This is a genomic window from Daejeonella lutea (genome assembly GCF_900168015.1).
GTDB lineage: Bacteria > Bacteroidota > Bacteroidia > Sphingobacteriales > Sphingobacteriaceae > Daejeonella > Daejeonella lutea.
Window position 1 is genome coordinate 576,217 of record NZ_FUYR01000001.1, and the last position, 13,491, is coordinate 589,707.

Here is a 13,491-nt window from a genome sequence, read left to right on the forward strand (position 1 = left end):
AAAGCATTCATTGTTAAAATTCATAGTTATGAAATTAAAACGAACATTAACAGGACTGACCCTTAAGGCTGGGGTTCTGGCGGCTTTGCTGCTGTCATCCTGTGATAAAGGATTTGAGGAGATGAACAAAAATCCAAACGCATATGTAGAGCCTGTAATTCCTGCGGTTTTCTCAGCAGCGATCATGAGGCATGCTGGCGTTGGGGATGGCAACACACTTTACCCAAATTCAAAACAGGCCGGGTCTCTGATACAATATTTTTCATCATTGAACGCCTTTCAGTGGACAGGTGTAAAGTATCTTTATCAGGGTAAGGCTGATTACAATAATGGTTTATGGAATACAGCTTTTAGTACTGAACTGAAGGAGGTTCAGCAGATCCTCGATTTGACGAAGGGAAAGACTGATATGGTAAACCAATATAACATCGCCCGCATTCTTCGTGTAGATATTTTACATAGGGTTACAGACCTTTATGGAGATATGCCTTACACCGAAGCTGGACGCGCACTTGACGGGATCTTTAAACCAAAATACGATAAGCAGGCCGATATCTATGCTGACATGTTAAAAGAACTTGAGGAAGCATCGAAGGCTCTGGATCCGGCAAAACCGTCTTATGGTGCCGCTGATTTTGTTTACAATGGCGCACCTGCCAAATGGAAGTTATTTGCTAACTCATTAATGCTGCGTTTGGGAATGCGCATGACTAAAGCGAATCCAACCCTTGCTGAAACTTGGGTTAAGAAGGCAATTGCCGGTGGTGTTATGACAAGCAACGCTGATAATGCGAAAGTACCTCACACATCAGCTTCCGGTACTAACTGGAATTGGAATTCACGTCAGATGCAAACTGTTGAGGGTAATCCTGCTTCTGCAGCGGGATTAGGTTTTTCGAAACTTAATGAAGCCCTGATTAATCGCTTGAAAGCTAAAAATGATCCAAGACTGCCATTCTACTCTACATTGTGGCAAGGTAATATCAACATTGCAAATCTTCCGGCCGAATCGACCCATGCAAAAGCAAAGGGATTACCGGGTGGATTTGATTATACGTCTATTGCTACCGCAATACCGGGTTGGAATGCTAACATGCAACGAGACTACTCTGAAATGAACCAGCATACGATCGCTCATTTGGAAGCTCCAACGCATTACCAAAGCTATGCAGAAGTTGAATTTCTGCTTGCAGAGGCTGCACTCCGCGGCTGGGGACCAGGTACGGCAAAGGAACACTTTGATAAAGCTGTGACAGCAAGTATAACTTCAGCAACCTTATATCCAAACTATGCTCTGGTAATTCCGAATCCAACAGCAGCAGCGGCTAGTTACCTTGCGGCCAATCCCTATACCGGAGGAACTACTGCACAGCAAATGGAACAAATCCACAGTGAAATGTGGGTAGCGTTATTTGGATACATGAATAATATCGAATCTTTCTCAAACTGGAGACGAACTGGTTATCCCGTGCTAGTCCCTGTTAACTATCCAGGGAACGAAACAGGTGGAATTATTCAGCGCCGCTTGCGCTATCCAGCGGCAGAGCAAAGCATTAATACCGAAAATTACAATCAGGCTGTAGCGAACCAAGGCCCTGATAATTTCCTAACCAGGATCTGGTGGGATAAATAGGAGGTAACGATAATTAAAAAGCCCCTTGTTTCTTTGGAAGCAAGGGGCTTTTTATGTTTAGGCTTGGAGAAATCGGTGGCTGCGCCGAGTGACTTCTCTTAATAAAACAAACTCTCCCTATCAATTTCTTTCCTTGCTTTTCCCGCTTCAGAAACATACACTCTCAATGGAGCCGGACGCTGAATGCGGAAGTTAGCTGGAGATCCTGCCGGCGGAGCTGCCGGGGCATTGTAGATATAATTAATTTTAATTTTATGGTTTCCTTTCATAAGAGGGACCGACTCTTCACCCGGAATAATTCGTTGGTCGTCTATCCATAATGCCGCATCTGTGAATGAGGATAATGACATATTATAGATGCCATCTGCTGGAATATTCAAATATCCATCATAGATGATGCCTACGTTCGGGTGTGTTCTTTTGATCGCTTCATTAAGCACGTCTAATGCCTTGCCCGAACTGTCAGCAACGGCCTTGTCAAGTTGTTCAGGCATGCTGAAGGAACCGTTGAAAGTCTTGAAATTCAAGCCAGCATTAGTACCTGGTATGTTTGTGGCCTGCAATGGTGCTTTATTAAGCATTAGCGTGCGGGTGGATAAACTTCTCCGGCCATCCGGAGTAATGACCGTTGTTCTGAACTCCCTCTTTTCATTCAAGGGAATTTCAAAGGTAAGTGGCAATTGATATTCCCAATCTGCATCAGAAGGGTTTCGCCCGTTTAATGTATAATAAATCTTAGCGCCGGGTATCACCGATTTCGGGGCATAGGTGAACTTTGGTCCGACGACCATAGTGTCAATAACTTCCAATGCTGGCGGAACACGGAAGTTGAAATCCATAGCCTCCAACCTTGCAAAATGCTTCGCAAGCCTTACTTCAGCAAATTGCTTATAGTCTTTATTTGCAACCTCGCTCCATGCAATTTCTGACAGTGCAAACATCCTAGGAAACACTTGCAGTTGAAGTTTAGCAAAGGTCGGCACGTATTCTGTCCATAAATTTCCCTGTGCGCCGATAACATACTTCTGTTCCTCAGGTGTTAAAACTTTCGAAACAGGATCATAGTTATAAGTGTCGGCAAGTGATGCATATCGAGGAAATGAAACCGGTTCCTGGGAATTGCGGCTGTAATAATGATCGAAATATAAGCCGTTTGTTTGAGGACTCATGATGACATTATGTTTTTGCTGAGCTGCTGCAATTCCACCTTGTTCTCCCTGCCAGCTCATTACTGTGGCGTTTGGAGCCAGACCTCCTTCAAGGATCTCGTCCCACCCAATTATGCTTCTTCCTTTTGAATTGATGAACTTCTCTATACGCTGTATAAAATAGCTTTGCATTTCATGTTCGTCTTTCAGATTCAGTCTTTTCTTAAGCTCCTGTGCATATTGTGATTCGATCCAGGGCTGTTTATTAGCTTCATCTCCACCGATGTGAATGAATTTACTCGGGAATAAGGCCATAACCTCCGTCAAGACCCCTTCAAGAAACGTAAATGTTTCTTCGGTAGGGCAGTAGATGCTATTGCCGCGGTTAGGATTTGTAGAACCGGGAGCCGGGATACATTTTAATTCCGGGTAGGCGCGTAAAGCTGCGTCTGAGTGCGCGGGCATCTCGATCTCAGGAATGATATTAATGAAGCGTTCTGAGGCATATTGCACTACATCTCTAATTTCATCCTGAGTATAAAATCCGGTGTATGGAACATTATCAGGCCAGTCCCTGTTACCGCCGAATGAGGTCAATAATCTGGTTCCACCGACCTCTGTTAGCTTAGGATATTTCTTGATCTCAATTCTCCAGCCCTGACCATCGGTAAGGTGCCAGTGAAAATTATTTAGTTTGTAAGAAGCCATTATATTGATGATTTGCTTTACCTGCGAAACGGTAAAGAAGTGTCTTGATACGTCAAGCATCATCCCGCGATATGAGAATCTTGGCTTGTCTTCTATTATAGCACATGGGAGTGTCACGCTGCCTTGGGGAACCACGGGGAAGAGCTGAATCAGCGACTGTATGCCATAGAATAATCCGGCATCTTTCCCTATGAGAGTTATTTTGTTTGGTTCAATCGTTAATTTATAAGCTTCAGCGACTAGATTTTCAGAACCAGCACTTGTTATGATCAGTGTCGTAACGCCACGAACCGGACGGGCTTTGGGATCGTATTTCGATAATTTATTATTGTAATGCTGGTTGGTTAAAAGGAAATCCTTCAATAGCAGAACTGATCTTTCAGCAGGATTATCCGCTTTAATCTGCGTGAGCTGACTGAATGTAAATGTGCCGGCTGCTTTTTGAACCGAAAATGGTGCGGGTATAATTCCCAAATTCGGATCGTCAGATTGTGCTGATGCGAATCCTGATCCCAGGAGCATGAATGCAATAGTATAAAGGCAGGATAAATGCCCCGATTGTTTATTCGTAAATATTCTAATCATATGTGATTAAGTTGTTATCTGGGTCAATATTAGTAAATTAAGTACTTGATTTGTTGATATAGTGTATTTGTGACAATGGGGGAAAAGGGGGTTAGGTTATAGGTTTTAGGCATCAGGTCTTAGAACACGAGTAAATTCAAAATATTTCAGTTTTTGATAGCAGATGAGACGTTTATCATTCTTCATTTTTTCGAGGCATTACGTATTGGGTATTTAGGCCGTAGGTCGTACCTGATCCCTAATGCCTAATCCCTCACACCCCACCGTAACGTTTTTGATTACCTGCAAACTTTGCCAGCCAATTCCCTTCTTATTTCATTTTTTTTTCATAGACTTATAAACTGATTTAATTGTCACCATAATCATACACTTTATGAGCATGCAAGCCAATGCAGCCAGTCAAATTTTTAAATCCAACCACTAAACTATTTCACTAAATTTTATGAGTAAGACTAAAACACATGAAGTACTTCAAAGTCCCGCTTTCCAGAAGCTGGTAAAAAACAGATGGAGCATTTCTCTGACATTTACTTTCCTGATGCTTTTTGTATATATCGGGTTTTTAATGGTTGTTGCTTATCAGAAGGAAACCCTAAAAATGCCGATAGGAGATTCCCTCAACCTTGCAATCATTGTGGGGCTAGGTATTATTATATTTTCCTGGCTAATTACCGGTGTGTACGTGTATTGGGCAAATAATTACTATGATGCCGCGGTAAAAGAAATTAAGAAAGATCTCTAATCAAACAAATATTCAAAAATTTATATGTCTCTAAACTTACTTCTACAAGCCGCCCCCTCAGGAATTGAATCCACATTGGGAACTGCTAACCCTGTATCTATTGCAATCTTCTTCCTTTTTGTTGTAGTCACATTGTATATCACATATTGGGCAGCCAAGAAAACAAAAACTGGTTCAGAATTTTACGCAGCCGGCCGTAATATTTCAGGATTTCAAAATGGTCTGGCTCTTGCAGGCGATTACATGAGTGCGGCGTCTTTTCTTGGTATAGCCGGAATGGTTGCAACCAAAGGCTATGATGGATTAATTTACTCTATCGGATTTCTTGTTGGCTGGCCATTGATTATGTTCCTTATCGCTGAGCCCTTGCGTAATCTTGGAAAATATACTTTCGCCGATGTAGTTGCCTACCGATTAAGACAAAGACCGATCCGAATTGCTTCTTCTGTAGGATCACTCTTAACCATTTCTTTTTACCTGATTGCTCAAATGGTTGGAGCAGGAACATTAATTAAAACATTGTTCGGTCTTGATTACGAGATAGCCGTAGTTGTGGTAGGAATTGTAATGACCTGCTATGTTCTTTTTGGCGGTATGATCGCGACAACCTGGGTACAAATTATCAAAGCAGTATTACTTTTATCGGGAGCTACCATACTTGTTTTGCTCGCTATGGCGAAATTCAATTTTAGTCCTGGCGATCTGTTTGATTCAGTGAGAACTCAGTATGGGGCCGATATGCTGGCTCCCGGAGGCTATATCACTAATCCGTTAGACGCGATATCTTTAGGATTAGCATTGATGCTTGGAACGGCCGGCTTGCCACATATCCTGATGCGTTTTTATACTGTTCCTGATGACAAAGCCGCAAGAAAGTCGGTATTTGTTGCAACCGGTTTTATTGGTTATTTCTATATCCTGACATTCTTTATCGGTTTCTCAGCTATGGCTTTGGTAGGTAAACTACCAATTGAAGGCCTGGATAAAGGTGGTAACATGGCAGCACTGTTACTTGCTGAACATGTAGGAGGAAGTGCATTCCTTGGATTCATTGCTTCCGTTGCATTTGCCACGATCCTTGCTGTTGTTGCAGGGTTAACTTTGTCAGGTGCATCCAGCATTTCTCATGACCTTTATGTGCATGTGGTAAAGAAGGGTGTTTCAGATGAGAAAGGCGAGATAAAAGTTGCCAAACGGGCAACAATTTTCCTCGGATTATTAGCAATTGGCTTGGGGTTGATATTTAAAGGACAAAACGTTGCATTTATGGTGGGTCTGGCTTTCTCGATAGCTGCCAGTGCCAATTTCCCTGCATTGCTAATGTCTATAATTTGGAAAGGATTCACAACTGCCGGAGCCGTTTGGAGCATAGTCTTCGGCGCTGCACTTTCTTTGATCTTGATAGTACTAAGCCCAACAGTTTGGGTGGATGTATTCGGTAACGCTGAAGCAATCTTCCCATTGAAGAATCCGGCATTAGTGTCTATGACATCTGCATTCATTGTGGGAATCATTGTTTCCCTGATGAAGCCTGATCAGGAAGCTGCGGATAAATTTGAGAGTGAAAAATTAAGAACTTACCTAGGTGTTGGTTCAGAGAAATAATTACAATAAAAAAAATAAGATGAAAAGAAGAGACCTCATAAAAGGACTTACATTACTGCCTTTGGCTGGAGGTGCAATTGCTGAAACCGCCCAGGCAGCTATCTCTCCTGCACCAGCGGCAAAAAGAGATTTATATAAGGAGCTTGGTGTACGAACCTTTATTAATACAAGAGGGACCATCACATTTATGACAGGTTCATTAATGCACGACGAAGTGGTTGACACGATCAAGAATTCTTCTAAATCATTCTGTATGATCGATGAGCTTCAGGATAAGGTAGGTGCAAAAATTGCGGAGCTAACACATGCGGAAGCAGCTACAGTAACGTCCGGGGCATTTTCTGCTTTGATGCTGGGAATGGCAGGTGTTTTAACCGGGTTGGACGCGAAGAAAGCGGCTATGCTTCCCCATTTAGAGGGTACCGGCATGAAGACCGAGGTGATTATGCAGAAAGGTCATGATATTGGATATAATCAGGCACTAACTAATTGTGGCGTGAAGATCATCCAGGTCGATGGGGTAGAGGAGCTTGAACGTACTATTTCCGATAAAACAGCGCTGTTGCACTTCCTGAATGCTAATGCAAATAATGGAAAGATTGGTCATGAAGAATGGTTGAGGATTGCAAAGAAGCATAACATTCCCACCATGATTGATATGGCGGCAGATGTGCCACCTGTAGAGAATCTTTGGAAGTTTAACGACTTAGGATACGACCTGGTATGTTGTTCCGGAGGAAAGGCAATTCGCGGACCTCAAAGTTCTGGAATACTGATGGGTAAAAAAGACCTGATCGCTGCGGCACGCCTGAGCGCCTCCCCTCGTTCCAATACGATCGGGCGGGGTCATAAGGTTAATAAAGAAGAGATACTAGGCTTATATGTAGCTCTTGAACGATTTATCAACACTGCCGACTCAGAATGGAAATTATGGGAAGACCAGATCGCAACGATTGATAATACGGTTAAAGTATTAAAAGGTGTAACAACTCGGAAGTTCGTTCCCCCATTTGCTAATCATGTTCCTACATTAGAAGTGAAATGGGATCCGGCAGTGGTAAAGATTAGCACTCAGCAAATGACGGAAAACCTCCGAAACGGCAATCCTTCTATTGAAATTAACCCTGGTAGAAATAGTATGTCAATTGCAACTTTTGTAATGATCCCGGGCGAGGAGAAGATCGTTGCCCGCAGGTTGAAAGAGGAATTTACTAAGGCTGCGGTTTAGAAGCCTTGTTGATATTGAAAAGCCCGATAACTTTGATGGTTATTGGGCTTTTTTAAGTATCAAGTATCAAGTATCAAGTATCAAGTAGCAAGAATCAAGTAGCAAGAATCAAGTATCAAGTTTCACGAATGGGATGCCTAGGTTGCTTCACCGTGCCTCCTCGCAATGCATGGCAACCATTAAAAACTCAGTGAGCTGGATGGGTATCGCTGTCCAACTCACTTCACAACCATATCCGAAAACGGCACAACATAAGCCTGCAGAAATACCAATAGTCCAACTAATGCGGCAAGCGCGATACTATGAAAAAATACATAGCGCAGTATCTGACCTTCGTGACCATACCAGTTGGTAGCTGTACTCGCTACAACTATACTCTGTGCATCGACCATCTTTCCCATTACACCGCCCGAACTGTTTGCAGCTGCCATCAAGATCGGATTTACGCCGGTTTGCTTAGCCGTAATTGTCTGAAGACTTCCGAACAGCACGTTCGAGGCTGTGTCTGAACCCGTCAGGGCCACACCCAGCCAGCCTAGCATTGTGCCGAAGAAGGGATAAAGCACACCTGTTTTTGCCAGCGCGAGCCCCATAGTAGCATCAGCCCCCGAGTACTTGGTAACATACCCCAGTGCCAGCATCGCAGCAATGGTGATCAGTGAAAACCGTACACGCCAGAAGGTTTGTCCATATACTCTAAGCATTTCTTTGAGCGAATATCCAATCGCAAACCCTGCAATAATTGCGGCTACGAGAATCCCGGTTCCGGTTGCAGATATCCAGTTGAGTTTGAAAACGGCTTCTTCAGTTTTGGCCGGCTTATCTGCCGTCGGTTCCGGCGCAATTGGGGGAGTTCGTTTAACCAGATTATGTAGATAGGCCACTTTGTATTCGGGTGCGGATATTTTGTTTAATGCAGTCTTAACGGTTGGCACTCCCCAGGCAAATATGAATATTACGAGTATTGCCCATGGTGTCCAGGCTCTAATCATATCTTTACGTTTCACTACAGCAGGTTCTTTACCTATTGCCACAGTATCTTCGGAAACAGGTAGTTCCCAAATGGTTTTCGGCTGCCAGAACTTAAGTAGCACGATTAAAGAAACGATAGATGCTATCGAAGCAAAAATATCAACCAACCATGGGCCGTGATAGTTAGATACTAAAAATTGGGTTACTGCAAAGGACAAGCCCGCGGTTAATGCAGCCGGCCAGACAGCGACCATGCCTCTAAAACCCGCCATTGCCCAGATCACCCAGAATGGAACGATGAGCGAAAAAAACGGAAGCTGACGGCCAACCATTGCAGAAAGCTGGTGAATGTCAATTCCGGTAACCGCAGCAAGGGCGATTATCGGCGTTCCTAAAGCACCGAAAGCAACCGGAGCGGTATTGGCTATTAAAGAAAGTCCGCAAGCTGCCAGCGGCCTGAAACCAAGTTGAATAAGGATAGCAGCCGTTATCGCAACGGGTGTGCCGAAGCCAGCGGCTCCCTCAAAAAATGCCCCGAACGCAAAAGCAATCAATATCACCTGGATCCGTGGATCGGGCGCAATAGTCGATAAATGCATTCGTATCAACGTAAAGAGGCCTTTGTCAACGGTAAGCTGATATAGGAAAATCAAATTGAGTACGATCCACCCGATAGGGAAAAGCCCATATGCACTTCCATAAAGTGTAGTGGCACTTACTGCGGTTCCTGGCATTTTAAATATAAATAGGGCAACAGCAATGGCAACGACTAATCCTAGTATCGCTGCAAGGTGGATCCGCATATGAAAAATCGCAATGGATCCGAGGAGGACAATGATCGGCAGAGCAGCCAGTATCGTTGACATCCAGGGGTTATTCAAAGGGTCGTAATTTTGGGCCCAGATTGTTTCCATGTTTAGTTCGAGAAAGGTTATAATGTATGGTTGATATTAGTGCATTTATATGTGGCAGCGCCCTTTTTAAAAGTGGCTTCGCCCGGTAATCAGTATTCAGTTCCTTCGGCCAGTGACTAAACGCTTTAAGTAGTGGCTTCGCCCTTTTTAAAAGTGGCTTCGCCCGGTAATGAGTAATCAGTGCCTTCGGCCGGTAACTAAACGCGTTTTTTAAGTGGCTTCGCCAAGTAATCGGTAATTAGTGCCTTCGGCCGGTAACTAATCGCCGTAAGCAGTATGGTACGTTAGCACTGATTACTGATCACTGATTACTAATCTCCCGATTACCCAATTACCTATTACTCTTCACCCTCACTTCAACGGATTACTCGGACTATTAGCCAGTTCAAATAAACACTCGATTTCTACAGGTATATTGTCAGGAAGCGAACCGAAACCTACAGCACTCCGCACACCAATACCGTTCTCAGTTCCCCATACCTTTGCAAAAAGTTCACTGCAGCCATTTATAACTTTAGGATGTGCCTCAAAATCAGACGTGCAGTTAACCATCCCAAGGACTTTAATAACTCGTTTAACCTTATTGAGGCTGCCAAGATTAGTTTTTATAGTAGACAGGATGGTCAGGCCAACTTGCTGCGCAGCAAACTTTCCTTCTTCAAGTGTCATATCCTTTCCAATTCTTCCCCTGATAAGTTGCTTGTCGTTTTGTACCGGTCCATGTCCTGAAACGTAGAGGTACTTTCCGTCAATTAAGCAGGGCTTATAAACACCAATCGGCGCTGGGGCAGGAGGAAGGGTTAATCCAAGCTTTTCAAAATTTTGATCTGGAGTTGGGTTTTGCATTTCGTAATGTCTATGGTTTATGTTTAAAAGTAAGATAATTTTTTAAATGGAGGGCAGCTTTAAGTGGCTGCGCCCGGTAATAGGTAATCGGAGCCTCCGGTCAGTACTAACCGCTGTTTTTTAAGTCGCTTCGCCCTTTTTTAAGTGGCAGCGACCGGTAATCATTAATCGGAGCCTTCGGCCAGTACTAAACGCTCTTTATGCATATTGGTACGTTTGCACTGACCACTGACCACTGATTACTGATTACTGATCACTTATTACCCGATCACCCGATCACCTCTTCACCTCTTCGGCAATGTCACCTTCCAAATCCTCCCTCCAGCCGAACCCTCAGCTCCATGCTCGATCACATAAATTTTATTATCGAGCAGAACTGCGTCCACCGGGGCATTAAAGTTATTTGCGATACTGGTAGTTTTCATGTAAAAATTGTCGGCTGCGGCATTGTACTGCATGTCCATGTGGAGGAGATCTTTCCCACCTTTTCGTAGCAGGTTAGTGCCCGGACGGTCGGAGCCGCCGCCATATCTGAAAACAAAACCATCGCCTTTAAATTCAGGTGAAAGAGCGTTCTTCGTGTCGAAAACTAATCCGAGTGGCACGCTGTGCGCGTTGAATGTACTTACGGAGCGGCCGGTTATGTCGCCATCTACAATTTTCCCGGTAGCAATATCACGGTACTCATTAGCTGCCGGTCCGATGTTCTGGACACCTGCCGAGAATTTAACACCCGCAGGGATTTTTGGAAAATCAGGATCATTTCTGAAATATTTAACTACCCATGCGTGCGCTCCCGGGCTAATGAACGGATCGGTAGCCGGATCTGGCACCCATGGAGAGAACTGCTGCGGATTTTCAACGCCTGCCATTTGCCATGGGAATCCAAAATGATGGCCTTGTCTGATCCAGAACATTTCTTCTGACTGGTCGTAGTCGCCTGAATTCACCACGCCAAAAAGGTTATTGTTTCCATCGAATGCCATATCATAGGCATTCCGTATCCCCTCGGCATAAATGTATCCCAGTTCTTTCATTTTTTCAGTTTCAGCAGGCAAAACCAGGTTTTCTGCACCAACCGGGAACCGGTAAACTTTAGAAGTCAATCCATTGTCGCGGGCGTTCGGGTAAGCACCTCGGTTATCCTGAACTTCTCCGTGGTCTGTCCGGGCTCCCGAATTTACATAGATGTATTTTTTGTCGGGACTGATCTCCAGGGCATTCCAGCCATGATCAAAAGTTGTGGCATTGGTACCATATTCAACGGTGTTAAAAACTTCGACTAATGCCGGCTTTGCTTTTGACACATCATATTTTACCATCCTCCCCTTAGTTCCTTTGCCGCCGTTTGCACTGATGTTCCCACATAAATACAGGGTATTGTTTAAAAAAGTCGCACCCTGAAGCCTCGTGATACCGTGATCGGCCGCCGAGAATACTTTATGTTCTGCGGCTTTAGGGGTATCAAAATCGGATATGCGAAAAACATTTCCATCAAATGTAGAGTACCAAAATTCCCCCGTCTTTGGGTTGCGTATAAGCCTCACCCCGAGTGGTCCGATGTCCATTACTTTTTCAATGGTGACATCCGGACGCAGCGATACCGGAGTTTTTATGGGTGCCACCTGTCTGGTGGGTGCAGGCGAAGGTGCTGTAGTTGTTTGTTGGGAAGCAGCAGATAGTGCACATGACAAAAACAGGGCTAAAAGCCCTGTTTGTCTGATGCTGCAATTAAATGATTGCATTTGTATTTTTCTAATTAATGGATCTTATTGTCTTGGGCCACCATTTGCTGGCCTTACTCTTGGCGCGTTTGGTATTACATTTGGCTCAGCAATAGCATTCAGGTTGTAAACAATTCTTCCTGCCCGGATCGTCATTTCTGTTTCAAGACGTTCTTTTCCGGCAATCTTACCGTCACGTGCATAATAACCGAAATCACCTTTTCTGAGAGTGAAGATAGCGATATCAGCATCGGAGCCCACTGATAGATTCCCCAATTCTGGGCGTTTTATCTGCTGTGCCGGATTCCATGTTGAAGCTTTGATGACATCTTTAAATGGCATTCCCATTGCCATAAATAGTGACATAATATTAGGCATGTTCTTCATGGCATTGTTCATACTTCCTGTGTGCAGGTCAGTGCTGATCGAATTAGGATAGAAGCCACTTTTGATAGCCGGGATACCCTGAGAGAAAAGGAAGCTGGAACCGCCAAAACCTACGTCGAATATTACGCCCCTTTTTTGTGCTTTGATCGCATAATCCTTAACCTTTTTCGTGTCAACATTTACGATCGATTCGCGTCCGCTTTGAGTGGTCAGGCCGACTTGCGGATCTCCTCCAAACGCATGTGTATACATGTCGCCAGGGCGGAATTTTACGTTAAAAAGTGAATCAAGCGGCAGGAATGGCGTAGCCGAGCCGAAATCCACCATGATAGGGATATTTGCGAGTCTTCCCGCCTCCAGGGCCCTGTCCGTAGGAATCCAGGAGTGCGCTAAAGGCCCGCGGCCGCTGAAATGCGCCAGCTTAACGCCAACGATATGCTCCGGGTATTTCTTCGCCATATCGGCTGTGGCTTTCGGATCCATGTGCTCTATGTCACTTTCGTTCCGGCTGTCCATACCTTCACTAACAATGTTAAGCATTGCCAGTACTCGTGTTTGCGACTGATCAATAGTTTGTTTCTTATATAACTCAAAACTTTTGTAACCCGGACTGCCGGCATCTACAACAGTGGTAACGCCTGCTGGAAAAGTAAAGCCGTCTGCAGGGAGACCAGCACGGGCATTCATATAACCTGTACCATCCTGTCCCCAAAAGAAGTGCACATGCAGGTCGATCAGTCCCGGAGTAATATACATTCCTTTTGCATTAACTAACTGAGTGCCCTGGCTACCATCAATGTTTTTAGCAATCAGTGCAATTTTGCCGTCCTTAACGGCAATATCCATTACCGCATCCACATTGTTTTTAGGATCGATGATATGACCGCCCTTGATGACAATACTATAAGGCTTAACTGGCTCGTTTTGCTGAGCCATAAGCCCTGTGCAGAAGAAGATCAGCATAGAAAAAAGTAAGAGTTGTTTTTGTTTCATTGTAAA

General features: G+C 44.2%; 9 protein-coding genes. 4 read left to right on the top strand and 5 right to left on the bottom strand.

The window, feature by feature from the left end; translation table 11 throughout:
- Nucleotides 1-28 precede the first annotated feature (28 nt).
- Complete coding sequence (locus B5X60_RS02560; protein WP_079701091.1) at nucleotides 29-1,633, top strand: SusD/RagB family nutrient-binding outer membrane lipoprotein; 1,605 nt, start codon at nucleotides 29-31, stop codon at nucleotides 1,631-1,633.
- Nucleotides 1,634-1,731: 98 nt separating this feature from the next.
- Here B5X60_RS02560 and B5X60_RS02565 read toward each other — a convergent pair whose 3' ends face one another.
- The gene (locus B5X60_RS02565; RefSeq protein WP_245803452.1) at nucleotides 1,732-4,074 is read right to left on the bottom strand and encodes a family 20 glycosylhydrolase; all 2,343 of its coding nucleotides are present in this window, start codon (nucleotides 4,072-4,074) and stop codon (nucleotides 1,732-1,734) included.
- 442 nt (nucleotides 4,075-4,516) lie between these two features.
- Here B5X60_RS02565 and B5X60_RS02570 point away from each other — a divergent pair, with 442 nt between their 5' ends.
- The 3 genes from B5X60_RS02570 to B5X60_RS02580 are packed head-to-tail and all read left to right on the top strand — an operon-like array spanning nucleotide 4,517 to nucleotide 7,649.
- Nucleotides 4,517-4,816, top strand: a complete 300-nt coding sequence (locus tag B5X60_RS02570) for a DUF485 domain-containing protein (RefSeq protein WP_079701093.1) — start codon at nucleotides 4,517-4,519, stop codon at nucleotides 4,814-4,816.
- A 24-nt stretch (nucleotides 4,817-4,840) separates the two neighbouring features.
- Entirely contained in the window at nucleotides 4,841-6,421 is a 1,581-nt protein-coding gene (locus B5X60_RS02575) for a sodium:solute symporter family transporter (protein ID WP_079701094.1), read from the top strand.
- A gap of 19 nt (nucleotides 6,422-6,440) precedes the next feature.
- Nucleotides 6,441-7,649 (top strand): aminotransferase class V-fold PLP-dependent enzyme, encoded by a 1,209-nt coding sequence (locus tag B5X60_RS02580; protein WP_079702279.1) that lies wholly within the window; start codon nucleotides 6,441-6,443, stop codon nucleotides 7,647-7,649.
- A 218-nt stretch (nucleotides 7,650-7,867) separates the two neighbouring features.
- On the opposite strand, the gene B5X60_RS02585 is transcribed toward B5X60_RS02580, so the two are convergent.
- The 4 genes from B5X60_RS02585 to B5X60_RS02600 form a co-directional block, all read right to left on the bottom strand.
- A complete protein-coding gene (locus B5X60_RS02585; RefSeq protein ID WP_079701095.1) occupies nucleotides 7,868-9,535 on the bottom strand; it encodes an L-lactate permease in 1,668 nt (555 codons plus the stop codon).
- Nucleotides 9,536-9,886: 351 nt separating this feature from the next.
- The gene (locus B5X60_RS02590) at nucleotides 9,887-10,381 is read right to left on the bottom strand and encodes a RidA family protein (RefSeq protein WP_079701096.1); all 495 of its coding nucleotides are present in this window, start codon (nucleotides 10,379-10,381) and stop codon (nucleotides 9,887-9,889) included.
- Nucleotides 10,382-10,665: 284 nt separating this feature from the next.
- Nucleotides 10,666-12,126, bottom strand: a complete 1,461-nt coding sequence (locus tag B5X60_RS02595; RefSeq protein WP_079701097.1) for a PQQ-dependent sugar dehydrogenase — start codon at nucleotides 12,124-12,126, stop codon at nucleotides 10,666-10,668.
- A 24-nt stretch (nucleotides 12,127-12,150) separates the two neighbouring features.
- Nucleotides 12,151-13,485 (bottom strand): amidohydrolase/deacetylase family metallohydrolase, encoded by a 1,335-nt coding sequence (locus tag B5X60_RS02600; RefSeq protein WP_079701098.1) that lies wholly within the window; start codon nucleotides 13,483-13,485, stop codon nucleotides 12,151-12,153.
- Between the last annotated feature and the right edge of the window lie 6 nt (nucleotides 13,486-13,491).